The organism is Streptomyces sp. NPDC051310, from assembly GCF_044455245.1.
In the GTDB taxonomy this organism is placed as follows: Bacteria; Actinomycetota; Actinomycetes; order Streptomycetales; family Streptomycetaceae; genus Streptomyces.
In genome coordinates this window covers 53,178-79,553 of record NZ_JBITEO010000005.1, presented here as the reverse complement: position 1 = coordinate 79,553, position 26,376 = coordinate 53,178, and the positions used below count along the sequence as shown (strand labels likewise).

Sequence of the window (26,376 nt, the reverse complement as noted above, 5' to 3'; positions counted from 1 at the left end):
GCAGGTGGTGCGACGATGGAAAATATGGGGGACAGGGCAACGCTTTTGGAAACAGGGCGGTTTGTGGACGGCGCGGAGACCGGGGACGCCGTCGAGACCGAGGCACGGCACCGCCGAGCCGCCGACAACGGTGACACCGCATCGATGAGCATCGTCGGCGCGATGCTCCTGCGCCGAGGAGACCTCGACGGCGCCGAGCCGTACCTGCGTGCCGCCACCGCCGACGGGGACCGCGCCGCCGCCAACAACCTCGGCGTCCTGCTGCACCAGCGCGGGTACGCCGACGAGGCCGCCGGCTGGTGGCGCATCGCCGCCGTCGCCGGGTCCGCGGCCGCCGCCCACGCCCTGGGCCGCCACCACCGCGAGCGCGGCGACGAACCCGCCGCCGAGTACTGGCTGCGCCAGTCCGCCGAGCAGGGCCACGCCCTGGGCGCTTACGCCCTCGCTGATCTGCTGGAGCACCGCAGCGACGCCGGCGCCGAGCGCTGGCTGCGCGCCGCCGCCGAACAGGGCCACCGCGAAGCCGCCTACCGCCTCGCCCGCGCCCTGGAGCGCGCCGCGCAGGAGCAGGGCGAGGACGCGGCCGCCACGGGGAACGAGACGGCCGAGCAGTGGTACCGGCAGGCCGCCGCGCGCGGCCACCGCCGGGCCGCGCTCCACCTGGGCGCCATCCTGGAGAAGCGCGGCGAGCTGAAGGAGGCCGGCCGCTGGTACCTCACCTCCGCCAAGGACGGCGAGCCCCGCGCCGCCTGCGCGCTGGGCTTCCTGCTGCGGGACGCGGGCGACGAGGAGAGCGCCGCCGTGTGGTGGCTGCGCGCCGCCCAGGACGGCGACGGCAACGCCGCCAACGCGCTGGGCGCCCTGCACGCCGCGCGCGGCGAGCACCAGACGGCCGAGCGCTGGTACCGCGCGGCCACCGACGCCGGTGACGTCAACGGCGCGTACAACCTCGGGCTGCTGTACGCCGCCCAGGACCGCACCGCGCAGGCCGAGCAGTGGTACCGCCGCGCCGCCTACGCGGGCCACCGCGAGGCCGCCAACGCGCTGGCCGTCCTGCTGCTGCAGAGCGGCGACCCCAACGGCGCCGAGCCCTGGTTCTCCAAGGCCGCCGAGGCGGGCAGCGTCGACGCGGCCTTCAACCTCGGCATCCTGTACGCCGGCCGGGGCGACGACCGCACGGCCCTGACCTGGTACGAGCGGGCCGCCGGGGCCGGCCACACCGAGGCCGCGCTCCAGGTGGGCATCGCCAAGCTCCGCGACGGCGACGAGCAGGAGGCCGAGCGCCACCTGCGGTGCGCGGCGGGCGGCGGCAGCGCCGAGGCGGCGTTCCGGCTGGCCACCGTCCTGGACGCACGCCAGCCACCGCCGGGCCGCCCCGCGCTGGGCGAGCCCCAGGCGCCCAAGACGGAGTGCGAGGAGTGGTACGAGCGGGCGGCCGAGCAGGGGCACCGCCGCGCCCAGGTTCGGATCGGCATGCTCGCCGCCCAGCGCGGGGACACCGCCGGGGCCGCCCGCTGGTACCGGGAGGCCGCCGAGGCGGGCAGCCGCAACGGCGCGTTCAACCTCGGCCTGCTGCTCGCCCGGGACGGCAACGAGCGCGAGGCGGCGCTCTGGTGGACCCGTGCCGCCCGCGCGGGGCACGGACGGGCCGCCCTGCGCCTCGCGCTGCTCGCCGCCCGCCGGGGCGAACTGGCCGAGGGCCGGCGCTGGTGCGCGCGCGCCGTCGAGCTCGGCCCGGCGGAGGTCGCCGAGCGGGCGGCACGCCTCAGCGAGGCGCTGCACCAGGAACTCACCGCGTAACCGCTTGTCCCCGGGCCCGGCGGCCAGGCCCGGCACCCGGTCCGGGGCTCGGATCCGGCGCGCCTGCGCCGTCCGGCGGGCCCGCACCGGGGCCTCGCACGCGGCACCGGACCCCGCACCGCGGGGCTCGAACCCCGCCCGGCGGCCAGGCCCGGCGGTGGCGTAACGCAGCTCACTCCCAAGCCTCGCTTATGGATTTGCGCTGTTCCACGCAGTCCCGTAAGGTTGTGTTCATCGACGCGGGGTGGAGCAGCTCGGTAGCTCGCTGGGCTCATAACCCAGAGGTCGCAGGTTCAAATCCTGTCCCCGCTACTGAAGCCGAAGGCCCGGATCTTACGAGATCCGGGCCTTCGGTGTTTTCCCCTGCCGGTACGTTTCGGCGCCCCGCGCCCGGCAGGTCCGCGCACCCCGCCCGGCAGCAGGCTTCCGCAACGCAAAAGCCCCCCGGTCTCCCGGGGGGCTCGGTGTCGTCGGCGCGTCAGGCGGCCGCGCAGGTGGGGCACACGCCCCGGTACGTGACTTCGACGTCCGAGATCGTGAAGCCGAAGCGCTCCGTGTCCGGCAGGTCGGCCAGCGGGTTGCCCGACGGGTGCACGTCGCGGATCGCGCCGCAGCCCGCACAGATCAGGTGGTGGTGCGGACGGTGCGCGTTCGGGTCGTACCGCTTCGCGCGGCGGTCCGTCGTGACCTCCAGGACCTCACCCAGCGTCACCAGCTCGCCCAGCGTGTTGTAGACGGTCGCACGGGAGATCTCCGGAAGCCGCTCCACCGCGCGTGCGTGGACCTCGTCAGCCGTCAGATGGACGTGCTCGCCGTCGAGGACCTCGGCCACGACGCGTCGCTGCGCGGTCATGCGCCAGCCGCGTCCACGCAGTCGTTCCAACAGGTCGCTCATGAGGACCAGCCTAACAGGGAGGGGGCTCAGTCCCGAACGGGTGTGGCTTTGGATGACGACTTGACTTAGACATTGTCCATTGTAGGATCGGTACCGGCTTTGGCCAAGGGACAGGTTGTGCAGGAAACACGCAGGAGGCGCACGTGACGCAGGGACCGCTCACCACGGAGGCCGGCGCGCCGGTCGCCGACAACCAGAACAGCGAGACCGCGGGCCTCGGCGGTCCGGTTCTCGTCCAGGACCAGCTGCTCCTCGAGAAGCTCGCCCACTTCAACCGGGAGCGCATCCCGGAGCGGGTGGTCCACGCGCGCGGCGCCGGTGCCTACGGCACGTTCACGGTGACGGCCGACGTCACCCCGTACACCCGCGCGAAGTTCCTCTCCGAGGTCGGCAAGCAGACCGAGGTCTTCCTGCGCTTCTCGACCGTGGCGGGCAACCTGGGCGCCGCCGACGCCGTGCGGGACCCCCGGGGCTTCGCGCTGAAGTTCTACACCGAAGAGGGCAACTACGACCTCGTCGGCAACAACACCCCGGTGTTCTTCATCAAGGACGCCATCAAGTTCCCCGACTTCATCCACACCCAGAAGCGCGACCCGTACACGGGCTCGCAGGAGGCGGACAACGTCTGGGACTTCTGGAGCCTGTCGCCCGAGTCGGTGCACCAGGTGACCTGGCTGTTCGGCGACCGCGGCATCCCGGCGAGCTACCGCCACATGGACGGCTTCGGCTCCCACACCTACCAGTGGAACAACGAGGCCGGCGAGGCCTTCTGGGTGAAGTACCACTTCAAGACGGACCAGGGCATCAAGTGCCTCACCCAGGCCGAGGCCAACAAGCTCGCCGGTGAGGACCCCGACTCGCACCAGCGCGATCTGCGCGAGGCCATCGAGCGCGGCGAGTACCCGTCCTGGACCGTCGGCGTGCAGATCATGCCGGTGGCCGATGCGGCGACCTACCGCTTCAACCCGTTCGACCTGACCAAGGTGTGGCCGCACGCCGACTACCCGGTCATCGAGTTCGGCAAGCTGGAGCTCAACCGCAACCCGGAGAACGTCTTCGCCGAGGTCGAGCAGTCCATATTCAGCCCCGCCCACTTCGTGCCGGGCATCGGGCCGTCCCCGGACAAGATGCTCCAGGGCCGCCTCTTCGCGTACGGCGACGCCCATCGCTACCGCGTCGGCATCAACGCCGACCACCTGCCGGTGAACCGCCCGCACGCCACCGAGGCGCGGACGAACAGCCGCGACGGCTACCTGTACGACGGCCGCCACAAGGGCGCCAAGAACTACGAGCCGAACAGCTTCGGCGGCCCGTTCCAGACCGGCCGGCCGCTGTGGCAGCCGATCCCGGTGACGGGCGGGACCGGCAACCACGAGGCGCCGGTGCACGCCGAGGACAACGACTTCGTCCAGGCCGGCAACCTCTACCGGCTCATGACGGAGCCCGAGAAGGACCGCCTGATCGGGAACCTCGCGGGCTCGCTCTCCCAGGTCTCGCGCGACGACATCATCGAGCGCGCGATCAACAACTTCCGTCAGGCCGACGGAGACTTCGGCAAGCGGCTGGAGGCCGCGGTCCAGGCCCTGCGCGGCTGAACAGCACTGGATCGCTTGTCGTGGCCGAGAGGGCCGGCTCCCGCAGGGGAGCCGGCCCTCCGGGCCGTCCGGATACGGCCTAGGCCAGGGCGGCCGCGTGACGCCGTGCCGGCGCCCAGCAGCGGATGATGTCGCGTACGGAGACGATGCCGACCGGCCCGGTGCCGTCCAGCACGATCAGGTGGCGGAAGCCGCCGTGGGACATGGCGGTCGCGGCCTCCTCCAGGGTCCACTCCGGCGCGGCGAAGACGACGTCGGTCGTCGTGTGCGCGCCGGCCGTCTCCAGATCCGGGTCCTGACCGGCGCCCACCGAGACGAGGATGTCCCGTTCGGTGAGGATGCCGAGGCCGCTGGTGTCATGGTCCAGAACGACGGCCGCGCCGACCCGGCGCGCCGCCATCAGGGCCGCTGCCTGGCGGAGCGTGTGGGCGGGGCCGATGGTGAGGACCACCGTGCTCATGGCGTCACGGACGAGCATGGATGGAGCCACCTCCTTGGTGAACGACTCGTCGAGAATCGATTCACAAGTTCACAAGTGCGGGGACTCTCAGAGTGGCAGCCCGGGGCGGCCTCAACAAGGGGTCTGCATGACCTGGCGCACGTACGCCATGACGGACCGTAGGCGCCTGGCGGGGACGCGACCGGACCGCCCGGCCGCCCGCGGTGGGGCGGGACCGGACCGGCCCGTCCCGTCCCGCCGCGGCGGTGTCAGTAACGCTGGTTCAGGTACCCCAGCAGCTCGTCGTGGAGCAGGCCGTTGGACGCCGCCGCATTCCCGCTGTGCGGTCCCGGCGCGCCGTCCAGGCCGGTGAAGGTGCCGCCCGCCTCCTGGACCACGATGGCGGTCGCCGCCATGTCCCACAGCGACAGCTCCGGCTCGGCGCAGATGTCCACCGAGCCCTCGGCGACCATCATGTACGGCCAGAAGTCGCCGTACCCGCGCGTCCGCCAGCACGCGCGCGTGAGGTCCAGGAAGCCGTCCAGCCGGCCCTGCTCCTCCCAGCCGCTGAGCGACGAGTACGCGAACGACGCGTCGGACAGGTCCGCGACCTTGGACACGTGGATGCGCGTCGCCGACGACAGGCTGCGGCCGGTGTACGCGCCGAGCCCCTTCGCCGCCCACCAGCGGCGGCCCAGCGCCGGCGCCGACACCACGCCCACGACCGGCTGGAAGCCCCCCTCGCCCGCCTCCATGAGCGAGATCAGCGTCGCCCAGACCGGCACACCCCGCACGTAGTTCTTGGTGCCGTCGATCGGGTCGATCACCCAGCGGCGCGGGCCCGTGCCCTCGACGCCGTACTCCTCGCCCAGGATCGCGTCACGCGGCCGCGCCCGCTGCAGATGGCCCCGGATCAGCTCTTCGGCGGCCCGGTCGGCCTCGCTCACCGGCGTCATGTCCGGCTTCGTCTCCACCTTGAGGTCGAGCGCCTTGAACCGGTCCATGGTGGCGGCGTCGGCGGCATCCGCGAGGACGTGGGCAAGACGCAGATCATCGTGGTAATCGGCCATGGGCGGCACTCTATCCCGCGGGACCGGCCGCTTCCGCGGGAGCTCTTGACAGTGCGTGGCGGCCCGTCAACTCTGAGTTCAGAGCCGTCGGGCCAGGGGAGGCGACGATGCCCACCGCGCGCGAAGCACTGCTCGACGCCGCTCGCGCGGCGCTCGCGGACCTGCCCTGGACGGCGGTGCGGATGGTCGACGTGGCGGCAGCCGCGGGCGTGTCCCGGCAGACCCTCTACAACGAGTTCGGCAGCAAGGAGGGCCTGGCGCGGGCCCTGCTGCGCAGCGAGGCCGACGCGTACCTGGAGGGCGTCGAGCGCATCCTCGGGAACACGGGCACCGCCACGAACACCCGCGCCGCCACGAACACGGGCACCGGCGCGAACGCCCGCACCGGCACGGACACGAACGCGGACACGGAAGCCGGCACCGGCACCGGCACGGACGCCGGGGACCGCCTCGCCTCCGTCGCCGAGTGGATCGTCCGCGAGGCGCGGACGCGGCCCCTGCTGCGCGCCCTGCTCACCGGCTGCTGGGGCGACCGGCTGCCGGCACCCCGCCCCCGGCCCGGCCCCGCCCGCCGGGTCCTGACCGGCTCGGCCGCCCAGCGCCGCGCCGACGCGGGCGCCCCCGGCCCGGCCGAACTGGTGGCGGCCGTACGCGAGCGGTCCCTGGCCGCGCTGGGCCGGGAGGGCTGCGGGGAGGAGACGTGCGAGCTGGCCGTGCGGCTGGCCCTGTCCTGCGTCGTCGCGCCCGCGCCCCGGGAGGAGGTCGGCGCGCTGGTGCGCCGGGCCGTCGGCGGCGTCAGTGCGAGGAGCCCGAGAGCTGGAGCCCGATGACCCCGAGGATCACCAGGGAGATCGAGATGATCTTCAGTGTGGACACCAGGTCGCCCAGGAAGATCATGCCGTAGACGGCCGTGCCCGCCGCCCCGATCCCGGTCCACACCGCGTACGCCGGGCCCACGTCCAGCTTCCGCAGCGACAGGGTCAGCAGCCCGAAGCTGCCGAGGGCGAAACAGGCGAAGGCGACCGTCGGCCACAGCCGCGTGAAGCCGTGGGAGAGCTTGAGGCAGACGGCGAAACCGGTCTCCAGGAAGCCCGCGACGATCACCAGCAGCCACGCCATCGTCAGTGCCTCCCGCGTCCGTGGTCCGTGACTGCTCGGTCCGACTTGGTGCGATTATGCACTTACCGGGCGCCGGGATCCGCAAACGTGCGCGACTCAGTCGCCTTCGCGTCGCTCGCGCGTGGCGAGCAGCCGCCGCAGCGAGTACAGCCGCGCCGGATCGGCGTGCCCCTCGGCCACCCAGGTGTCCAGCGCGCAGTCCGGCTCGTCGTGGCTGCACGCGCGCGGGCACCGCTCCGTGCCCGGCACCAGGTCGGGGAAGGCGTTGATGACCCGGGACGGGTCGACGTGGTTGAGCCCGAAGGACCGCACGCCCGGCGTGTCGATCACCCATCCCTCGGCGCCGTCCAGCGGCAGCGCCAGCGCCGACGTGGTGGTGTGCCGGCCGCGGCCCGTCACCGCGTTGACGTCACCGGTGAGCCGGCGGCGTTCCTCCGGCACCAGCGCGTTGACCAGGGTCGTCTTGCCGACGCCCGAGTGTCCGACGAACGCGGTGGTGCGGCCGGCGAGGTGCTCGCGGACCCGGTCGGCCGCGTTCCCGTCGTACAGCTCCTCGCGGCTGGTGACGATGTACGGGATGTCGAGCGCGCCGTACAGCTCCAGCAGCGCGGAGGGCGGTGCCAGGTCCGACTTGGTGAGCACCAGCAGCGGCTCCAGACCGCCGTCGTACGCCGCGACCAGGCAGCGGTCGATCAGCCGGGGGCGCGGCTCGGGGTCGGCGAGGGCGGTGACGACGGCGAGCTGGTCGGCGTTGGCGACGACCACGCGCTCGTACGGATCGTCGTCGTCGGCCGTGCGGCGCAGGACGGAGCGGCGCGGCTCGATGCGGACGATGCGGGCGAGGGTGTCCTTCGCGCCGGACATGTCGCCGACGAGGGAGACCCGGTCGCCCACCACGGCGGCCTTGCGGCCCAGTTCCCGGGCCTTCATCGCCATGACCGTACGGCCGTCGACGAGACAGGTCAGGCGGCCCCGGTCCACCGTGAGGACCATGCCCTCGGCCGCGTCCTCGTGCTTGGGGCGGATGGTGGTGCGGGGGCGGGTGCCCTTGCGGTTGGGGCGGGAACGGATGTCGTCCTCGTCCGTGTGCTTGCCGTAGCGGCGCATGTCGTCAGGCCTCGAGCATTCCGGTCCACATCTGCGGGAAGTCCGGCAGGGTCTTGGCGGTCGTCGCCACGTTCTCGATCAGCACACCGTCGACGGCGAGGCCGATGATCGAGCCGGCGGTCGCCATGCGGTGGTCGTCGTACGTGTGGAAGACACCGCCGTGCAGCGGGCGCGGGCGGATGTGCAGCCCGTCCGCCGTCTCGGTGACGTCGCCGCCGAGCTCGTTGATCTCCTTGGTGAGCGCGGCCAGCCGGTCCGTCTCGTGCAGCCGCAGGTGGGCCACCCCGCGCAGGGTCGAGGGCGAGTCGGCGAGGGCGGCGACCGCCGCGATGCCGGGCGTGAGCTCGCCGACGTCGCCGAGGTCCCAGTCGATGCCGTGGACGGTGCCCGTGCCGGTGAAGGTGAGCCCCTGCTCGGTCAGTTCGCAGGAGCCGCCCATCGCGGTGAAGATCTCGCGCAGCGCGTCACCGGGCTGGGTGGTGTACTGCGGCCAGTCCGGGATGGTGATCCGTCCGCCGGTGACCAGGGCGGCCGCCAGGAACGGCTGGGCGTTGGACAGGTCCGGCTCGACGGTGAGGTCGCGGCCGAGCAGCGCGGAGGGGGAGACCCGCCAGACGTTCGGCTCGCCGCCGGTCTCCGGCTCGTCGACCTGGGCGCCGACCGCGCGCAGCATGTCGACGGTCATCCGGATGTGCGGCATGGAGGGCAGCTTGGCGCCGGTGTGGCGGACCTCCACGCCCTGGTTGAAGCGGGGCGCGGAGAGCAGCAGCGCGCTGACGAACTGCGACGAGGACGAGGCGTCGATCTCGACCGGGCCGCCGTCCAGCGCCCCGCTGCCGTGCACCGTCATCGGCAGGCACCCGCGTCCGTCGTCGTCGATACGGGCGCCCAGGGCGCGCAGCGCGTCGATCACGCCGTGCAGCGGCCGCTCGTGGGAGCGCGGGTCGCCGTCGAAGCGGACCGGGCCGTCGGCGAGGGCGGCGACCGGGGGCAGGAACCGCATGACCGTGCCGGCGTTGCCGACGTCGACCTGCGCCGGGCCGTGCAGCCCCGCGGGGATGACCCGCCACCGCTCCCCCGTGCCGTCGGGGCCCACGCCCTCCTCGATGCCCACGCCCATCGTGCGCAGGGCCTCGGCCATCAGCAGGGTGTCGCGGGAGCGCAGCGGGCGGCGCAGCCAGCCCGGCTCCGAGGCGAGCGCGGCGAGCACCAGGCCACGGTTGGTGACCGACTTGGACCCGGGCACGGTGACGGTCGCGTCGACGGCTCCGCGTGCGGGGGGAGCGGGCCAGAGGTCGAGGTGTGCGGGGCTATCGGTCATGCCCCTCACTTTAGACGGGCGCTATGGCCAGAGCTCACCTCCTCCGGGCTCTCATGATCATCGGACTCGCCGGTCTCACAGGCCCAGCAGCCAGCGTCCGCCGCCGATCAGCGAGCAGAGCGACACCGCGTGGAAGAGGAACAACCACAGGGCGGGCGGGACGTGCGTCAGCCGGGCGAGCTGGTCGGCGTCCGAGTCCGGAGCACCGCCGTGCCGGCGCTTCGCCTGGAGCTCGAAGACCGGACGGACACCGCCCAGAAGGAGGAACCAGACCGCGCCGTACGCGAACGCCGCCTGGACGACGGGCTCCGTCAGCCACGACACCAGCAGGAAGGCGGCCCCCGTCACGAGCACCGTGAGGGCCCCGTACGCGTTGCGGATCATCACCAGCATGGCGACGAGCAGCGCGGTCGCCACCCACAGCAGCAGCGTGATGCGGTGCGCCGCCAGCAGCCAGGCGCCGCCGAGGCCGAGCAGGGACGGGGCGGTGTAGCCGGCCGCCGCGGTGAGGATCATGCCCAGGCCGGTCGGCTTCCCCCGGCTGACGGTCAGACCGCTGGTGTCGGAGTGCAGCCGGATGCCCTGCAGCCGCCGGCCGGTGACCAGGGCGATGAGTCCGTGGCCGCCCTCGTGGGCGATCGTGATCGCGTTCCGCGCCACCCGCCACAGCCCGTGCGGGACGGTGACGGCGAGGGCGGCGGCGGCCGTGACCAGGACGAGCCACAGTTCCGGGGCGGGCTGGGTGCCGACGACGCGGTCCCAGAGGTCGGCGAGGCTCGTGCGGTCCATGGTGGGGCGGCTCCCTGGTGTCTCGGCGTAGGGAGCATCCTCCGTGCCCGGTGGGCGATGGCTCAACCCCGGCGTGATCGGCAAGACACCGCCTAGGCTCGTACCGCATACAGAGGAGGGGTGGTACGCGATGTGCGGACGGTATGCGGCGAGCCGGCGGCCCGAGGACCTCACGGGTCTGTTCGGGGTCCAGAAGTGGGAGCCGGAGGAGACGTTGGCCCCCGACTGGAACGTGGCGCCCACCAAGGAGGTGTACGCGGTCCTCGAACGCCCGCTCAGAGGAGCGGACTCCCCCCGTCCGGTCCGGCAGCTGCGGACCCTGAAGTGGGGCCTCGTGCCGTCGTGGTCCAAGACCCCCGAGGGCGCCGCCCGGATGATCAACGCCCGGGCGGAGACGGTCCACGAGAAGCCGTCCTTCCGGCAGGCCTTCGCCACGCGCCGGTGCATCCTGCCCGCCGACGGCTATTACGAGTGGGTGACCGGCGCCGCCGAGCGGCAGCTGGAGGAGCAGGGGAAGAAGAAGCGCCCGCGCAAGCAGCCGTACTTCGTCACGCCCGCCGACGGGTCCGTCTTCGCGATGGCGGGGCTGTACGAGTTCTGGCGCGACCCGGCCCTGCCGCCGGACCACCCCCGGGCGTGGTGGGCCACCTGCTCGGTGATCACCACCGAGGCGGACACGGAACCGCTGGGCGTGGCCCCGGCGGAGGGCCCGCACGCGCTGTCGGACATCCACCCGCGCATGCCGCTGATGCTCACGCCCGACCGGTGGGACGCCTGGCTGGACCCGGCCCGCACGGACACCGACGAGCTGCGCTCCCTGCTCAGCCCGCCCCCGGCCGGCCTGATGCGGGCCTACCCGGTGACGCCCGCCGTCAGCAACGTCCGCAACAACGGGCCCGAGCTGCTGGAGGAACTCCCCGGCCCGGTGGAGGAAACGCTTTTCTGACGCGCGGCACGCGGTGCGCGGCGTGCGCCGCCGCCCGGGCACCATGGCACGGTGACCGACACGACCACCACCGAAACCGTGCCCACCGGCGTCGGCGACGCCCGCATCACCTGGCACGCCGCCGAGGGCGACGCCCGACTCGTCATGGCCCTCGGCCACGGCGCCGGCGGCGGCATCGAGGCCCGGGACCTCCGGGCGCTCGCCGCCGCCCTGCCCGCCGCCGGCGTGACCGTCGCCCTGGTCGAACAGCCCTGGCGGGTCGCCGGCAGGAAGCTCGCGCCCGCGCCCAGGACCCTGGACGCCGCCTGGCGGGACCTGTGGCACGCCCTGCGCGTGCCCGGGCTGCCGATCGTGGCCGGCGGGCGCAGCGCGGGCGCCCGGGTGGCCTGCCGCACCGCCCGTGAGCTGGGCGCCCGCGCCGTACTGGCGCTGAGCTTCCCGCTCCACCCGCCGGGCAGGCCGGAGAACTCGCGGGCGGACGAGCTGCGCGGGGCGGGTGTGCCCACCCTCGTCGTCCAGGGCGGCAACGACCCCTTCGGCAGGCCCGCCGAGTTCCCGGATGGCGACCACGACCTGGTGGAGGTCCCCTTCGGCGACCACGGGTTCGCCGTGCCGAAGCGGGCGCCGGTGACCCAGGAGGCGGCGCTCGCGGTGATCACCGGCCGGGTCACGGCGTGGGTGGGTTCCCTGCGGGAATGAAGAGCCGCCGGGGTGTTGTTATGACGGGCGTCGGTGAAGAGAGCTGAGCCAGGAGAGGAAGTCCGTCGCATGGGTTCGATCGTCTGCCCCAGCCGGTCCGCGTCCGCCGAGCTGGACTGGACCGTGCTCCCTGCGGCCAGGACCGCCCCTGCCCGGGCAGCTCGCGGAGGGAATTCGAAGGGACTGGCGCCGGAAGGTCGACTATTCTCCGATTCGAGCGGGTCCGGACTCGGTCCCGTCACTGCGCTGGAGGAGGTGGGTCCGGTCACCGGGACCGACACAGGGACCAACGACGGCCCCGAGGAGACGGAGACCGAGCGCAACGCGCGCTTCGAGCGGGACGCCCTCGGCTACCTCGACCAGATGTACTCCGCGGCCCTGCGCATGACGCGCAACCCCGCCGACGCCGAGGACCTGGTCCAGGAGACGTACGCCAAGGCGTACGGGTCGTTCCACCAGTTCCGTGAGGGCACGAACCTCAAGGCCTGGCTGTACCGGATCCTCACCAACACCTTCATCAACTCGTACCGCAAGAAGCAGCGCGAGCCCCAGCGCAGCGCCGCCGAGGAGATCGAGGACTGGCAGCTCGCCCGCGCCGAGTCGCACATGTCCACCGGTCTGCGGTCCGCCGAGTCCCAGGCGCTGGACCATCTGCCCGACTCCGACGTGAAGGAAGCGCTCCAGGCGATCCCCGAGGAGTTCCGCATCGCGGTGTACCTCGCCGATGTCGAGGGCTTTGCGTACAAGGAGATCGCGGACATCATGGGTACACCCATCGGTACGGTGATGTCCCGACTGCACCGTGGCCGCCGCCAGTTGCGCGGCATGCTCGAGGACTACGCCCGCGACCGCGGGCTGGTCCCCGCGGGCGCCGGAGAGTCGTCGAACAACGGGAAAGGCTCGGGCTCATGAGCTGCGGAGAGCCGCACGAGACGGAATGCGCAGAGGTCCTGGACCATCTCTACGAGTTCCTCGACCGCGAGATGCCCGACAGCGACTGCACCAAGTTCGAGGTGCACTTCGAGGAGTGCTCCCCGTGCCTGGAGAAGTACGGGCTCGAACAGGCCGTGAAGAAGCTGGTCAAGCGGTGCTGCGGCCATGACGACGTACCGAGCGACCTGCGGGCCAAGGTCATGGGGCGGATCGAGCTGATCCGCTCGGGCGAGGCCGTGCCGGACCACGACGTGTCGTCCACGCCCGCGACCCAGGAGTAGCGCCTGCCGCGCAGGTGACGGGAGGGGCGCGCCGCGAGCACCGCGGCGCGCCCCTCCCGTTCATCCGCTGGTCACCCGAAGGGGCTAATAGATTCCGTCCGCCGCCACCAAGCGGTCACCGGCTCGTAGCCTTGCGCTCGTTTCGGAGGGCCGGCGGGAGGCGGGAACGGTGGCGGGCATTCCGGTGGGGGCGTGCGCATATCTCGTGGGCACGGTGCTGTGCGCCGCCGTGTGCGCGCTGCCCGCGTTCGATCCGGCCGCCGGGACGCCCTGGCGCGCCCTCGCGCTCCTCGCCGCGCTCTACGCCTTCTGCGAGTGGCCCGCGCGCCGGCCGGGGCGGGGCTCCGAGGCGCCCGCGGGCACGGGCTCCTTCTTCCCCGTCCTGCTCGCCGCCGCGCTGCTGCTGCCACCCGCCGCGGCCGCCCTGGTGGCCGTCCCCGGGGCGCTGATCGCCCCGGTCGAGCAGCGGCCCGCCGCGCCCCGGCGGGCCTGGCGCGCCGCGCGGCTCGCCCTCGCCGCGTGGGCCGCGGCGCAGACCGCGGCGGCCTTCGGCGCCGACGGCGACGCCCTCTCCGCGTTCCCCGACTTCCCCCATGTGCTGCTGCCCGCCGGCCTGTCGGTGCTCGCCTTCTCACTGGTGCTCACCGCGCTCGACGGCGGCATCATGGCCACGGCGATGGGCGTCCCGTGGCGCGGCGCCTGGCGCGGGCTGCTGCCGCGGTCGCTGGCGCCGCACGCCGTGCACGGGCTGGCCGGGCTGATGATGGCGGTGCTGTGGCGCAGCCCGTACGGCTGGCCCGCCGCGCTGTTCGTCCTGCTGCCCATGTACATCTCCAGCTGGATGTTCACGCAGTACCACCGGGAGCGCGCCGCGCACCAGGCGACCATCCGCGCCCTGGTCCAGGCCGTCGACCTCAAGGACACCTACACCCGCGGCCACAGCGAGCGGGTTGGCCACGCCTCGGTGCTGATCGCCCGCGAGCTCGGCATGGACGAGACGCGGCTGGAGGTGATCCGGTTCGCCGGGATCCTCCACGACGTGGGCAAGCTCGGGGTGCCCACGCGCGTGCTGCGCAAGGACGGACCGCTGACCCCCGAGGAGCGGCGGGTGATCGAACTGCACCCGGAGTACGGGCACGAGATCGTGCGCGGCATCGGGTTCCTCGGCGAGGCGCGGGCGGCGATCCTGCACCACCACGAACGCATCGACGGCAGCGGCTACCCGTACGGGCTGCGCGGCCGGCAGATCCCCGAGTTCGCGCGGGTCGTCGCGGTGGCGGACGCCTTCGACGCGATGACCTCCACCCGCTCCTACCGGCGGGCGCGCCCCGTGGCGACGGCGGTGGCCGAGCTGGAGCGGTGCGCGGGCACGCAGTTCGACCCGCGGATGGTGGGGGCGCTCGTGCGGGCGCTGGACAAGCACGGATGGGAGCCGGCCGTCACCACCGACGATCCGCCCGAGGTACCGCGCCGAAACGTCCCTCCACCCCGTGACCCGGGACGCGGCCCGGCCGCCCCGGCCCGGCCCGGTCCCGGCGGCGCGGCCCGCGACGCCGGACCCGGTTCCGCGCGGGACGGGGCCCTGTGACGGCGCTCGGGGCCGCCCGGGCGGCGGTACTGCCGCACCCGGTGCGCGTCGTCCACGGGGCGGCCGGAGTCCTGGCCGCCGGCGGGCTCGGATGGACCCTGTGGCACGGGGTCGCCGAGCCGGGCACCGCGCTCGCCTTCGGCGTGCTCATCGCCGTCGGGGAGCTCGCCCGCTGGGGCACCGGGCCCGGCAGAGGGGCACCGCCGCTGCTGGCCGAGGTGTGGGCACGGGAACCGGCACCCCTCGGGGCCGCGGGGGCCCTCGCGTACGCCCTGCTCGGCGAGTGCGCCGGGCGGGCCACCACCCACGGGGTGCTCCAGATCGTCGCCGTCGTCGTCGCGGGCACGCTCACCGGGGCCGTACCGCACGTGGCCCGCGGCTGCCGGCCCGCCCACGACCACCTGGCGCGCCGGGTGCTGACCACCGCGTTCGCCGCCGCCTGCTTCCAACCCCTCTACAACTCGGGCCGGTTGGGCGAGTCCATCGGGCAGGGGCCCTTCTACGCGCTCTTCGTGGCGCTGGTGCTCGTGCTGTCGGCGCTGTGCGACGCCGTGCTCGCCGCCCTGCTGCTGCGGGTCCGCACGGGCTACCGGTACGGGCCGCTGCTGCGTGACGAGTTGCGCGCCCTGCTCGGCATCGGCTCGGCGGTATGCGCCACCGGCGCCGTCATCGCCCTCGCGGTCGCGGTCGCCGGCCTGTGGGCGCTGCCCCTGTTCTGCGTACCGCTGCTGCTCACCCAGCTGTCGTTCCGCCGGTACACCGCCGTGCGCGCCACGTACCGCCAGACCATCGCCTCCCTCGCGCGGGCCACGGAGATCGCCGGCTACACGGCGCCCGGCCACGCCCACCGCGTCGCGGCGCTCAGCCTCGCCGTCGGGCGCGAGCTGGGGCTGTCGGAACCCGACCTGACCGTGCTGGAGTACGCCGCGCTGATGCACGACATCGGGCAGCTCTCGCTGGTCGACCCGGTACCGGAGGGTGCCACCGCTCTGCTCCCGGCCGCCGAGCAGCGCCGTATCGCCCTGCTGGGCGGCGCCGTGGTGCGGCAGACCGGGGTGCCGGCGGCGGTCGCGGTCGTCGTGGAGCGCCAGGCCGACCCCTACCGCGAGCAGCCGCTGCCCGCCCGGATCGTCCGGGCCGTCAACGCATACGACGACCTCGCCGGGGAAACCGCCCAGGGGTCGCTCACCGCCCTTGAGCAGCTCCGGCTGGGCACCGCGCGGGACTACCACCCGGCGGTGGTGGAGTCCCTGGCCAGAGTGCTGGCCCGGGGCGGCGTCACCGGTCCCGCACCGGGGTAACCCATGGGTAATGAGCGGGTGTGCGACCCGGCATGGTTGGATGCGAACAAGAGGGTGTCCGGGGGCAGAGACCTTCAGTGACCGGCAGACCGGCAGGCGGGAATCGTGAGGATCTTCGGGAAGGTACGGCATCGGCCCTCCGCCTCGTGGCGGCAGGCCACCGACCGCGCGTTCACGCTGATCGGGGACGGGCGGTACGAGGACGCGGGCGCGCTGCTGACGCGTGCGGCGGACCTGGAGCCCTGGCTCTCGGAGTCCTGGTTCAATCTGGCGCTGCTGCACAAGTTCCGGCACGACTGGGAGCAGGCGCGCACCGCGGGTCTGCGGGCCGTCGCGCTGCTCGACAAGGAGACCGGCGCGCCCGACTGGTGGAACGTGGGCATCGCCGCCACCGCCCTCCAGGACTGGCCGCTGGCCCGCCGTGCCTGGCAGGCGTACGGGCTGAAGGTGCCCGGGGCGGCCGCGGCGGGCGGGGAGCCGACCGGGATGGAGCTGGGCAGTGCCGCCGTACGGCTCTCGCCGGAGGGCGAGGCGGAAGTGGTGTGGGGCCGCCGGCTCGACCCGGCCCGGATAGAAGTGCTGTCCATTCCGCTGCCGTCCTCGGGGCGGCGCTGGGGCGAGGTCGTGCTGCACGACGGGGTGCCCAACGGCGAGCGGACCACCGCGGCCGGGCACAGCTTCCCGGTGTTCGACGAGATCGAGCTGTGGGCACCGTCGCCCGTGCCGACCTGGGTCGTGCTGCTGGAGGCGGCCACGGAGGCCGACCGTGACGCCCTGGAGCGGCTGGCGGCCGACGCCGGCTTCGCCGCCGAGGACTGGTCGTCGTCGGTGCGGCTGCTGTGCCGGACCTGCTCCGAGTCGCGGATGCCGAGCGCGGAGGGCGAGGGCGAGCACCTGGACCCGCACGACCACAGCGAGCCGGGGCACCCCGGGCCGCTCGGGCACCGCTCGCCGGGCGAGCTGTGGGTGCCGGAGCGCGAGTGCGGGATCGCAGCCCCGGCCGGACTGGTGCGGGGGCTGCTGGACGGCTGGGTGGCGGACAGCCCGGACAGCCGTGAGTGGCGGGATCTCGAGGAAGTCTGCTGACCCCGGCCGCCCGCGCCCGCGTAGGCTGTACGGGCACATCACGGCAACGGGTACCCGGGCACCGACGGAAAGGCGCGAAGGCGGACATGGCGCAGCAGGAGACGGACCAGCAGGACATCGACGTCCTCCCCGTGGACGACGAGGGCTTCGTCATCGACACGGAGAACTGCGAGGAGCGTGAGCGGATCCACCGCGAGCGCGGCACCTCCCGCCCGATCACGGTCGTCGGCAACCCCGTGCTGCACAAGGAGTGCAAGGACGTCACCGCGTTCGACGAGTCCCTCGCGCAGCTGGTCGACGACATGTTCGCCAGCCAGCGGACGGCGGAGGGCGTGGGCCTGGCCGCCAATCAGATCGGTGTGGACCTGAAGGTCTTCGTCTACGACTGCCCGGACGACGAGGGCGTACGGCACGTGGGCGTGGTCTGCAACCCGGTGCTGGAGGAGCTGCCGGCGGTCCGGCGCGTGCTGGACGACTCCAACGAGGGCTGCCTGTCCGTCCCGACGGCGTACGCGTCGCTGGCGCGGCCCGACTACGCCGTGGTGCGCGGCCAGGACGTCAAGGGCAACCCCATCACCGTGCGCGGCACCGGGTACTTCGCCCGCTGCCTGCAGCACGAGACGGACCACCTCTACGGATACCTGTACATCGACCGGCTGTCGAAGCGGGAGCGCAAGGACGCGCTGAAGCAGATGGAGGCGGGCACGCCGCGCTACCCGGTCGTCGCCAACGACTGACACACGGCCGAAGGCCCCGTCCCGGTGTCCGGGACGGGGCCTTCGCGTGTCCGCCACCGGTCCTGCCCACGGCGGTCGTGCCCCTTCCGCCCGTACGGTCCGGTCAGCGTCCGGCCGCGGCCTCCGGCCGCCGGGCGCGGCGGCAAAGCCCGGCGTACACCGCCCAGCCGGCCGCCGCGCCGACCGCGTACCGGAGGAGGTCCGGGGCGTGGAACGACGTGCCGAGGACCAGCGGGGCGAGAGCGCTGCGAGCGGCCAGCGCGGCCGGGACGCCCGTCAGCTGGAACAGCTCCACCGCGTACGAGAAACCCAGCGCGGTCCCGGCCGCCACCGCCGGCCGCAGCCGGGGCGCCACCGCCGCCACCAGCGCCACGATCAGCACCGTGTACAGCGCGTCCCCGGCGAACGCGGCCCACTCGCCCGTCGCCGCGGACCGGACACCCAGGCCCGCTGCGACGGTCAGCGCGGCGGCGGCACAGGCGGCCGGCCGCGTGGCGGTGCCCCGCGGCCGCGCGGGACCACGGCCCCGGGGAGGCGCCACGTCAGAAGTCCTCGTCCAGGTCGACCGAGCCCTCCACCGCCACCTGGTACGCCGACGGGCGGCGCTCGAAGAAGTTGGTCAGCTCCTGCACGCCCTGGAGCTCCATGAAGGAGAACGGGTTCTCGGAGCCGTACACCGGGGCGAAGCCCAGCCGCTGGAGGCGCTGGTCGGCGACGCACTCCAGGTAGGCACGCATCGACTCGGTGTTCATCCCCGGCAGGCCGTCACCGCACAGGTCGCGGCCGAACTGCAGCTCCGCCTCCACGGCCTCTTTCAGCATGTCGGTGACCTGCTGCTGGAGCGCGTCGTCGAAGAGGTCCGGCTCCTCCTTGCGGACAGTGTCGACGACCTCGAACGCGAAGTTCATGTGCATCGTCTCGTCCCGGAACACCCAGTTGGTGCCGGTCGCCAGGCCGTGCAGCAGACCGCGCGAGCGGAACCAGTACACGTAGGCGAAAGCCCCGTAGAAGAACAGGCCCTCGATACAGGCGGCGAAACAGATCAGGTTCAGCAGGAAGCGACGCCGGTCGGCCTTCGTCTCCAGCCGGTCGATCTTCTCCACCGAGTCCATCCAGCGGAAGCAGAACTGCGCCTTCTCGCGGATGGAGGGGATGTTCTCCACGGCGTCGAACGCCGCGGCGCGGTCCTCCGGGTCGGGGAGGTAGGTGTCGAGCAGTGTCAGATAGAACTGGACGTGCACGGCCTCCTCGAACAACTGCCGCGACAGGTACAGCCGCGCCTCGGGGGAGTTGATGTGCTTGTAGAGCGTCAGCACCAGGTTGTTCGCCACGATCGAGTCGCCGGTCGCGAAGAACGCCACCAGCCGGCCGATCAGGTGCTGCTCGCCCGGCGTGAGCTTGGCGAGGTCGGCGACGTCGGAGTGGAGGTCGACCTCCTCCACGGTCCAGGTGTTCTTGATGGCGTCCCGGTAGCGCTCGTAGAAGTCGGGGTAGCGCATCGGGCGCAGGGTCAGTTCGAAGCCCGGATCGAGCAGGTTCTTTTCCACGGACATTACTGGCAGGCCTCGCAGGACTCGGGGTTTTCGAGGGAACAGGCGACCGCGTCCTCCGGGGTCACCTGCGCGGGTACGGGGGCGGACGCCCGGGCGGCGCGCGCGATGCGGGTCGCGGGGCGCGAGCGCAGGTAGTACGTCGTCTTCAGCCCCTGCTTCCAGGCGTACGCGTACATCGAGGAGAGCTTGCCGATGGTCGGCGTCTCCAGGAACAGGTTCAGCGACTGCGACTGGTCCAGGAACGGCGTACGGGCCGCCGCCATGTCGATCAGGCCGCGCTGCGGGATCTCCCACGCCGTCCGGTACAGCTCGCGCACCTCGGCCGGGATCCAGGTGAAGCCCTGCACCGAGCCGCTGGACTCGCGCAGCGCCTCACGGGTCTGGGCGTCCCACACGCCGAGCCGCTTCAGCTCGTCCACCAGGTAGGAGTTGACCTGGAGGAACTCACCCGACAGCGTCTCGCGCTTGAACAGGTTCGACACCTGCGGCTCGATGCACTCGTACACGCCCGCGATGGAGGCGATCGTCGCGGTCGGCGCGATGGCCAGCAGCAGCGAGTTGCGCATGCCGACCTGGGCGACACGGGCGCGCAGTGCCTCCCACCGCTCGGGCCAGTTGAGCTCCACGTCGTAGTGGTCGGGGTGCAGCACCCCGCGCGCGGTACGGGTCTTCTCCCAGGCGGGCAGCGGGCCGTTGCGCTCGGCGAGGTCGGCGGACGCCTCGTACGCGGCGAGCATGATCCGCTCGGCGATCCGGGTCGACAGGGCGCGCGCCTCGGGGGAGTCGAACGGCAGCCGCAGCTTGAAGAAGACGTCCTGCAGGCCCATCGCGCCCAGGCCGACGGGCCGCCACCGGGCGTTGGACCGCCCGGCCTGCTCGGTCGGGTAGAAGTTGATGTCGACGACCCGGTCGAGGAACGTGACGGCCGTACGGACGGTCTCGTCCAGCCGCTCCCAGTCGATGTCGCCGCCGGCCACGAAGGCGCCCAGGTTGACCGAGCCCAGGTTGCAGACGGCGGTCTCCCCGTCGTCCGTCACCTCCAGGATCTCGGTGCACAGGTTGGAGGAGTGGACCGTGCGGCCCGGCTCCGCCGTCTGGTTCGCGGTGCGGTTCGAGGCGTCCTTGAACGTCATCCAGCCGTTGCCGGTCTGCGCGAGGGTCCGCATCATCCGGCCGTACAGGTCGCGGGCCGGCATGGTCTTGCGGGCCAGGCCCTTCGCCTCGGCCGCCCGGTACGCGGCGTCGAACTCGTCGCCCCACAGGTCGACCAGCTCCGGCACGTCCGCCGGCGAGAACAGCGACCACTCGGCGTCGGTGTTGACCCGGCGCATGAACTCGTCCGGGATCCAGTGCGCCAGGTTCAGGTTGTGCGTACGCCGGGCGTCCTCGCCCGTGTTGTCGCGCAGCTCCAGGAACTCCTCGATGTCCGCGTGCCACGTCTCCAGGTACACGGCCGCCGCGCCCTTGCGCCGCCCGCCCTGGTTCACGGCCGCGACCGAGGCGTCCAGCGTCTTCAGGAACGGCACGATGCCGTTGGAATGCCCGTTCGTGCCGCGGATCAGCGAACCGCGGGCCCGGATGCGTGAGTACGACAGGCCGATGCCGCCGGCGTGCTTCGACAGCCGTGCCACCTGGTGGTAGCGGTCGTAGATGGAGTCGAGCTCGTCCTGCGGGGAGTCCAGCAGGTAGCAGGACGACATCTGGGGGTGGCGGGTCCCGGAGTTGAACAGCGTGGGGGAGGAGGGCAGGTAGTCGAGCCGGCTCATCAGCCCGTACAGCGCCGCCACCTCCTCCAGCGCGCGCACCGAGTCGTCCTCGGCCAGCCCTGCCGCCACCCGCAGCATGAAGTGCTGCGGCGTCTCGATCACCTTGCGCGTGATCGGGTGGCGCAGCAGGTAGCGCGAGTACAGCGTGCGCAGCCCGAAGTACCCGAACCGGTCGTCGGCCGCGGGGTCGACCAGCGCGTCCATCCGGTCCGCGTGGAGCGACACGAACTCCGCCGTACGGTCCGCGATCAGACCCTCCCGGTGCCCCACCGCCACCGACGCCGAGAACGACACCGCGCCCTGCCCGGCCGCCTCCTCCGCGATGGTCCGGGTCAGCAGCCGGGCCGCGAGCCGGGAGTACGCCGGGTCCTCGGCGATCAGACCGGCGGCCGCCTCGGTGGCGAGCTCGCGCAGCTCCGCCTCGTCCGAACCTGCGTGCCGGCCGCGCAGCGCCGCGGCGGCGACCCGGCCGGGGTCGGTGTCGGGCAGATCGGCGGTGAGGTCGGTCAGGATCCGCAGCAGCGCGGTCCCCGGTGCGTCGGTCTCCGCGTCCGCGACTGCTGAAGCCGGATCGGCTGGCGCGATGGTCACGTGGGGCTCTCCCTCGCTCGGCTCGGGGCCGGCGGGCGGGCGGGGAAGCGGAACCCGGCGCCCCGGGCACAGGGGCGCACGCACCGCGTCCACCGGCCCACTCCGCGAGGCCCGGACGTCTGGGCACCCGGACCGGACGGCCGGGTGCGCCGTCGGCAGGTCATCGGACTTCCGGGTGCGCAAAAGCACACCGGTGCACCGTTGCGGGACAGTTCCGGATTTGCACCGGATTCCCCTGCGGCGACAGCGAGATGAGCATACATGTGGGGGGCGCCCACGACGGCACCCCCCACATGTTGTGTCAGCCGTGCGTCACAACTCCAGTGCGTAGGTGAAGAGGGTGACACCCGGGACCGGCTGCCAGTCCCGCTCCGGAGTCCGTACGAACCCCAGCCGCTCGTAGAGCCGGTGGGCCGCCCGCATCGCCTGCCGGGAGGACAGCACGACCCGCCGGCAGCCGTCCACCGCCCGGGCCCGCTCCACGCACGCCCGGACGAGCGCCTCCCCGGCGCCCCGCCGCCGCGCCGCCGGAGCCACCGCGAGCATCCCGATCTCGGCCTCCCCGTCCGCGGCGAGACCGGCCCACGGCCCGCCGCCCGCGGCGGCGAACGTCACACCGCCGAGCACCTGCCGGTCCTGCTCCACGGCCACGAGGACCTCGGCCCCGGCGGCCCGCCGGGACACGTCCCGCAGCTCGATCAGGTACTCGTCGCTCTCCCCGAAGTCCAGCAGCCCGTCTCCGAGGTACGCCTGGGCCGTGACCTCGCCCAGCGCCCCGTGCTCCTCCGGCCGTACGGCCCTGATGGTGATGTCCATGGTCCGAGTGTGGAGCGGGACGGCGACGGGCCGCCGCATTCCGTCCCCGGAATCGCGGCGGCCCGTCGTGCGCTCACCCGCTCAGCAGCAGCGGAACCCGTCGCGGGGGTCCGCCTCCCGCGCGTCGGTGCGCCTGCGCTCGAACTCGCGCCGGGTCAGCACCTCCGCGTCCGGGTCGTGGGACCGGGCGTGGGCGACGTACTTGTCGTACACCGACTCGCCGGACAGCTCACGCACGTACCAGCGCAGCCGGCCCAGGGCGCGCCGCAGGCGGCCGGGTGCTCCCGTAGCGGTCACCGGTGTCATGCCGAGCCGGTCCCGGCCGGCACCTCGTCACCACTGCCTCCGTCCTTGCGGTCGCCGCGGACGCCGCCGTCCGGGCCGAGCCCGGCGGCGACCAGTTCGGCCTTCTCCTCCGCCGTGGGGAACAGCCCGGCGGGGGCCACGATCCGGGACTCGGTGTACGGGACCTCGGAGAGCTTCACGCCGGCGGGGTCGGTGACGGCCTTCCAGCAGACGCGCCCCGCGTCCGCGATCACCACGATGATGAGGAGGGCGAAGAGGGCGGAGAGGACGCCGTCGACGGTGGAGTTGGTGACGACGGTGTGCATGTCGTCCATCGACTTCGCGGGGGGCAGCACCTGCCCGGAGTCGATGCCGGCCTGGTACTTGTCCCGCTGGGCGAAGAAGCCCACCCGCGGGTCGGCCGAGAAGATCTTCTGCCAGCTGGCGGTCAGCGTGACCGCCACGTCCCAGGCGAGCGGGACCGCGGTGACCCAGGCCCACTTCAGCCGGCCCGACTTGACCAGCAGCGTCGTGCAGACCGCCAGGGCCACGGCGGCCAGCAGCTGGTTGGCGATGCCGAACAGCGGGAAGAGCTGGTTGATGCCGCCCAGCGGGTCGTGCACGCCGACCCAGAGGAAGTAGCCCCAGCCGCCGACGACGACCGCGCTGGCGAACCACACGCCCGGCTTCCAGCTGACCTGCCTGAAGGGCTTGTAGACGTTGCCGAGCATGTCCTGGAGCATGAAGCGGCCCACGCGGGTGCCGGCGTCCACCGTCGTGAGGATGAACAGTGCCTCGAACATGATGGCGAAGTGGTACCAGAACGCCTTCATGGCGCTGCCGCCGACGACCGCGGAGAAGATCTCCGACATGCCGAGGGCGAAGGTCGGCGCGCCGCCGGTCCGGGAGAGCAGCGACGCCTCCTCGACGTCCGCCGCCGCCTTGGCCAGCAGGTCGGGCGAGACGGTGAAGCCGAAGTTCGTCACCGCCTCGGACGCGGACTGCACCGTCGTCCCGACCACGCCCGCCGGGGAGTTGATGGCGAAGAAGAGACCCGGGTCGATGATGGAGGCCGTGATCATCGCCATGACGGCGACGAAGGACTCGGTCAGCATGGCCCCGTACCCGATCATCCGGATCTGGGTCTCCTTCTGGACCATCTTCGGCGTGGTGCCGGAGGAGACCAGGGAGTGGAAGCCGGAGAGCGCACCGCAGGCGATGGTGATGAAGACGAACGGGAACATGGATCCGGCGAAGACCGGACCGTCACCACGGCTGGCGAAGTCGGTGAACGCCGGCATCTTCAGGGTCGGCAGGGCGACGAAGACGCCGATCGCGAGGAGCGCGATCGTACCGACCTTCATGAAGGTCGAGAGGTAGTCGCGGGGCGCCAGCAGCATCCACACCGGCAGGACGGAGGCGAGGAAGCCGTACACGATCATCCAGATGACCAGCGTGCCCGGTTCCAGGGTGAAGGTGTCGGCGAGGGAGGACTCGGCGACCCAGCCGCCCGCGACGATGGCGAGCAGCAGCAGCGCGACTCCGATGACCGAGACCTCGGTGACCCTGCCCGGTCGCAGCACCCGCAGGTACACGCCCATGAAGAGGGCGATCGGGATCGTCATGCCGATGGAGAAGACGCCCCACGGCGAGTGCGCGAGGGCGTTGACGATGACCAGGGCCAGCACGGCCAGCAGGATGATCATGATGGCGAAGACCGCGATCAGCGCCGCGGCACCGCCGAAGGGGCCGATCTCGTCCCGCGCCATCTGGCCGAGCGAACGGCCGTCGCGGCGGGTGGAGAAGAACAGCGTCACCATGTCCTGGACGGCACCGGCGAAGATCACGCCGACGATGATCCATATCGTGCCCGGCAGGTAGCCCATCTGCGCGGCGAGGACGGGCCCGACCAGCGGTCCGGCGCCCGCCACGGCGGCGAAGTGGTGGCCGAAGAGTACCCGGCGGTCGGTGGGGTGGAAGTCGACACCGTTGTCGAGCCGCTCGGCGGGGGTGGCACGGGTCTTGTCGACCTTGAGCACCCGGTTCGCGATGAAGCGGGAGTAGAAGCGGTAGGCGATCGCGTAGGAGCCGAGGGCTGCCGCGAGCATCCAGGCTGCTGAGATCTCCTCGCCCCGGGAGAGCGCGAGCACCGCCCAGCCCGCCGCCCCCACCAGGGCCACGAGTGACCAGATGGCGATCGACCGCGGAGTGAGGCCGGTCCTCGAAGAGTTCGGTGGTGCTGACGGCTCTGGCATGGTGGCACGTCCCCTCACTGATCACCTGTAATGCGCAGGAAATCTAGGGGAGTGCCTCGCGCAGCGTCACCCCCCGTCCGCATATCGGTACGGCAACGCTTTTGGGCCGGACCGCGTCACGGACCGGCCACGGGACTCAGCCGTTGGGCCGCTGCAGCCGCGCCACGAACTTGTACCGGTCGCCCCGGTACACCGACCGCACCCACTCCACCGGCTGACCGTTCTCGTCCAGCGAGTGGCGCGAGAGCATCAGCATCGGCAGGCCCACGTCCGTGCCGAGCAGGCCCGCCTCGCGCGGTGTGGCGAGCGAGGTCTCGATGGTCTCCTCGGCCTCCGCGAGCCGGACGTCGTACACCTCCGCCAGCGCCGTGTAGAGCGAGGTGTACTTGACCAGCGACCGCCGCAGCGCCGGGAAGCGCTTGGCGCTCAGGTGCGTCGTCTCGATGGCCATCGGCTCGCCGCTCGCCAGGCGCAGCCGCTCGATGCGCAGGACCCGGCCGCCGGCCGAGATGTCGAGCAGCCCGGCGAGCGTGTCGTCGGCCGTCACGTACCCGATGTCGAGCAGTTGCGAGGTGGGCTCCAGGCCCTGGGCGCGCATGTCCTCGGTGTACGAGGTGAGCTGGAGCGCCTGCGACACCTTCGGCTTGGCGACGAACGTGCCCTTGCCCTGGATGCGTTCCAGCCGCCCCTCGACCACGAGCTCCTGCAGCGCCTGGCGCACGGTGGTGCGCGAGGTGTCGAACTCGGCCGCGAGCGTGCGCTCGGGGGGCACCGGGGTGCCCGGGGGCATGGTCTGCGTCATGTCGAGCAGATGCCGCTTGAGCCGGTAGTACTTGGGCACGCGTGCGGTGCGCGTGGCCGTCCCGCTCTCGCCCTCGGTGCTGCCGCCCCCATCCGTGGCCATGGCCCGCCTTCCCGACTTCTGTGCTGCTGCCGTCACCGGCTCCTCCGTTGTTGCGGCTCACATGGTGGCACGGTTTGCGGGCCCGGGACCCGTTACCCGAGGCCGCCGGTTCAGTGACGGTACGTCGTCACCGCTTCTTATACACCGTGGACACCCCCGTTGGTCTAGGCCATTCGCCGGTCGGTGTGCGGCGCGTCCGGGCGGGCGGGGCGCGCACGCCGTGTGCGGGGGCGCCGCACGGCCGCCCCGGGGGGCGGCGGGGAAGCCGCGGCGCCGGCCATCGGGCCGTACCGGAAAGGAACTTGGCATTCCCATTGCCGCCTGTCAGGAAGGTCCGTACCTTTCGGACGGCGAACGTGCATCGATGACGGCGGCACACCTGGACGCCGACCGGGCCGCGGGTGGACCGGCCCCGCTTCCGCGCGCGACGGCGGCCCCGCTCCGGGGGCGCCGGCGTGCGCGTCCGCCGCCAGGTGTCGGTCCGGTAACAGACAGGACCG

The 26,376-nt window shown here is 72.8% G+C and carries 25 protein-coding genes, 1 tRNA gene and 1 riboswitch; of the genes, 12 read left to right on the top strand and 14 right to left on the bottom strand.

The window, feature by feature from the left end; all coding sequences use genetic code 11:
• The first annotated feature begins 15 nt into the window (after positions 1-15).
• Together ACIA79_RS09430 and ACIA79_RS09425 are read left to right on the top strand one after the other, a co-directional pair.
• Positions 16-1,800 carry a tetratricopeptide repeat protein gene (locus tag ACIA79_RS09430; RefSeq protein WP_399427569.1) on the top strand — a complete coding sequence of 595 codons (1,785 nt, stop codon included), beginning with the start codon at positions 16-18 and terminating at the stop codon, positions 1,798-1,800.
• 238 nt (positions 1,801-2,038) lie between these two features.
• Positions 2,039-2,112 (top strand) — tRNA-Met (locus ACIA79_RS09425).
• 166 nt (positions 2,113-2,278) lie between these two features.
• On the opposite strand, the gene ACIA79_RS09420 is transcribed toward ACIA79_RS09425, so the two are convergent.
• Positions 2,279-2,695, bottom strand: a complete 417-nt coding sequence (locus ACIA79_RS09420; RefSeq protein WP_399427568.1) for a Fur family transcriptional regulator — start codon at positions 2,693-2,695, stop codon at positions 2,279-2,281.
• 143 nt (positions 2,696-2,838) lie between these two features.
• On the opposite strand from ACIA79_RS09420, the gene ACIA79_RS09415 reads away from it, so the two are divergent.
• On the top strand, positions 2,839-4,290 hold the full coding sequence (locus ACIA79_RS09415; protein WP_399427567.1) for a catalase: 1,452 nt from the start codon (positions 2,839-2,841) through the stop codon (positions 4,288-4,290).
• Positions 4,291-4,369: 79 nt separating this feature from the next.
• Here the strand turns inward: ACIA79_RS09415 and ACIA79_RS09410 are convergent, their stop codons facing one another.
• Together ACIA79_RS09410 and hisN are read right to left on the bottom strand one after the other, a co-directional pair.
• Positions 4,370-4,768, bottom strand: a complete 399-nt coding sequence (locus ACIA79_RS09410; RefSeq protein ID WP_399427566.1) for a cyclic nucleotide-binding/CBS domain-containing protein — start codon at positions 4,766-4,768, stop codon at positions 4,370-4,372.
• A 230-nt stretch (positions 4,769-4,998) separates the two neighbouring features.
• Entirely contained in the window at positions 4,999-5,799 is an 801-nt protein-coding gene (gene hisN, locus ACIA79_RS09405; RefSeq protein WP_399427565.1) for a histidinol-phosphatase, read from the bottom strand.
• 107 nt (positions 5,800-5,906) lie between these two features.
• Between hisN and ACIA79_RS09400 the strand changes: the two genes are divergently transcribed.
• The gene (locus ACIA79_RS09400; protein WP_399427564.1) at positions 5,907-6,629 is read left to right on the top strand and encodes a TetR/AcrR family transcriptional regulator; all 723 of its coding nucleotides are present in this window, start codon (positions 5,907-5,909) and stop codon (positions 6,627-6,629) included.
• Here ACIA79_RS09400 and ACIA79_RS09395 read toward each other — a convergent pair.
• The 4 genes from ACIA79_RS09395 to ACIA79_RS09380 all read right to left on the bottom strand — a co-directional run bounded on the left by ACIA79_RS09395 (position 6,595) and on the right by ACIA79_RS09380 (position 10,135).
• Positions 6,595-6,918, bottom strand: a complete 324-nt coding sequence (locus ACIA79_RS09395; protein ID WP_031076809.1) for a multidrug efflux SMR transporter — start codon at positions 6,916-6,918, stop codon at positions 6,595-6,597. The genes ACIA79_RS09400 and ACIA79_RS09395 overlap by 35 nt on opposite strands.
• 96 nt (positions 6,919-7,014) lie before the next feature.
• Entirely contained in the window at positions 7,015-8,025 is a 1,011-nt protein-coding gene (gene rsgA / locus ACIA79_RS09390; protein ID WP_399427563.1) for a ribosome small subunit-dependent GTPase A, read from the bottom strand.
• 4 nt (positions 8,026-8,029) lie between these two features.
• Positions 8,030-9,346: a 3-phosphoshikimate 1-carboxyvinyltransferase gene (aroA, locus tag ACIA79_RS09385; RefSeq protein ID WP_399427562.1), complete on the bottom strand. Its 1,317-nt coding sequence runs from the start codon at positions 9,344-9,346 to the stop codon at positions 8,030-8,032.
• Positions 9,347-9,421: 75 nt separating this feature from the next.
• Entirely contained in the window at positions 9,422-10,135 is a 714-nt protein-coding gene (locus ACIA79_RS09380) for a M50 family metallopeptidase (RefSeq protein WP_399427561.1), read from the bottom strand.
• Between the two features lie 130 nt (positions 10,136-10,265).
• On the opposite strand from ACIA79_RS09380, the gene ACIA79_RS09375 reads away from it, so the two are divergent.
• From ACIA79_RS09375 to def, 8 genes are all read left to right on the top strand, one after another.
• On the top strand, positions 10,266-11,081 hold the full coding sequence (locus ACIA79_RS09375; protein WP_399427560.1) for an SOS response-associated peptidase: 816 nt from the start codon (positions 10,266-10,268) through the stop codon (positions 11,079-11,081).
• A 51-nt stretch (positions 11,082-11,132) separates the two neighbouring features.
• The gene (locus tag ACIA79_RS09370) at positions 11,133-11,780 is read left to right on the top strand and encodes an alpha/beta family hydrolase (protein WP_399427559.1); all 648 of its coding nucleotides are present in this window, start codon (positions 11,133-11,135) and stop codon (positions 11,778-11,780) included.
• 255 nt (positions 11,781-12,035) lie between these two features.
• Entirely contained in the window at positions 12,036-12,692 is a 657-nt protein-coding gene (locus ACIA79_RS09365) for a sigma-70 family RNA polymerase sigma factor (protein WP_031076819.1), read from the top strand.
• Positions 12,689-12,994, top strand: coding sequence for a mycothiol system anti-sigma-R factor (gene rsrA / locus ACIA79_RS09360; RefSeq protein ID WP_031076821.1), 306 nt, complete (start codon positions 12,689-12,691; stop codon positions 12,992-12,994). Before ACIA79_RS09365 ends, rsrA begins: the two co-directional genes overlap by 4 nt.
• Positions 12,995-13,163: 169 nt before the next feature.
• Positions 13,164-14,582 carry an HD-GYP domain-containing protein gene (locus tag ACIA79_RS09355; protein WP_399427558.1) on the top strand — a complete coding sequence of 473 codons (1,419 nt, stop codon included), beginning with the start codon at positions 13,164-13,166 and terminating at the stop codon, positions 14,580-14,582.
• On the top strand, positions 14,579-15,883 hold the full coding sequence (locus ACIA79_RS09350) for an HD-GYP domain-containing protein (RefSeq protein WP_399427556.1): 1,305 nt from the start codon (positions 14,579-14,581) through the stop codon (positions 15,881-15,883). The genes ACIA79_RS09355 and ACIA79_RS09350 overlap by 4 nt, the downstream gene beginning before the upstream one ends.
• Before the next feature lie 105 nt (positions 15,884-15,988).
• Complete coding sequence (locus tag ACIA79_RS09345) at positions 15,989-16,969, top strand: tetratricopeptide repeat protein (protein ID WP_399427555.1); 981 nt, start codon at positions 15,989-15,991, stop codon at positions 16,967-16,969.
• Between the two features lie 86 nt (positions 16,970-17,055).
• Positions 17,056-17,706: a peptide deformylase gene (def, locus tag ACIA79_RS09340; RefSeq protein WP_399427554.1), complete on the top strand. Its 651-nt coding sequence runs from the start codon at positions 17,056-17,058 to the stop codon at positions 17,704-17,706.
• Between the two features lie 103 nt (positions 17,707-17,809).
• Here def and ACIA79_RS09335 read toward each other — a convergent pair whose 3' ends face one another.
• From ACIA79_RS09335 to ACIA79_RS09305, 7 genes are all read right to left on the bottom strand, one after another.
• Positions 17,810-18,247, bottom strand: coding sequence for a DUF2809 domain-containing protein (locus tag ACIA79_RS09335; RefSeq protein WP_399427553.1), 438 nt, complete (start codon positions 18,245-18,247; stop codon positions 17,810-17,812).
• Between the two features lies 1 nt (position 18,248).
• Entirely contained in the window at positions 18,249-19,259 is a 1,011-nt protein-coding gene (locus tag ACIA79_RS09330) for a ribonucleotide-diphosphate reductase subunit beta (protein ID WP_399427552.1), read from the bottom strand.
• The gene (locus ACIA79_RS09325; protein WP_399427551.1) at positions 19,259-21,616 is read right to left on the bottom strand and encodes a ribonucleoside-diphosphate reductase subunit alpha; all 2,358 of its coding nucleotides are present in this window, start codon (positions 21,614-21,616) and stop codon (positions 19,259-19,261) included. Before ACIA79_RS09325 ends, ACIA79_RS09330 begins: the two co-directional genes overlap by 1 nt.
• 136 nt (positions 21,617-21,752) lie before the next feature.
• A riboswitch (cobalamin riboswitch) is annotated at positions 21,753-21,909 on the bottom strand.
• A gap of 19 nt (positions 21,910-21,928) precedes the next feature.
• Positions 21,929-22,432, bottom strand: a complete 504-nt coding sequence (locus ACIA79_RS09320; protein WP_399427550.1) for a GNAT family N-acetyltransferase — start codon at positions 22,430-22,432, stop codon at positions 21,929-21,931.
• Positions 22,433-22,513: 81 nt separating this feature from the next.
• Entirely contained in the window at positions 22,514-22,729 is a 216-nt protein-coding gene (locus ACIA79_RS09315) for a YbdD/YjiX family protein (RefSeq protein WP_399427549.1), read from the bottom strand.
• A gap of 5 nt (positions 22,730-22,734) precedes the next feature.
• Entirely contained in the window at positions 22,735-24,972 is a 2,238-nt protein-coding gene (locus ACIA79_RS09310; protein ID WP_399427548.1) for a carbon starvation CstA family protein, read from the bottom strand.
• A gap of 136 nt (positions 24,973-25,108) precedes the next feature.
• Positions 25,109-25,876 (bottom strand): GntR family transcriptional regulator, encoded by a 768-nt coding sequence (locus tag ACIA79_RS09305; protein ID WP_399427547.1) that lies wholly within the window; start codon positions 25,874-25,876, stop codon positions 25,109-25,111.
• Positions 25,877-26,376: the final 500 nt, after the last annotated feature.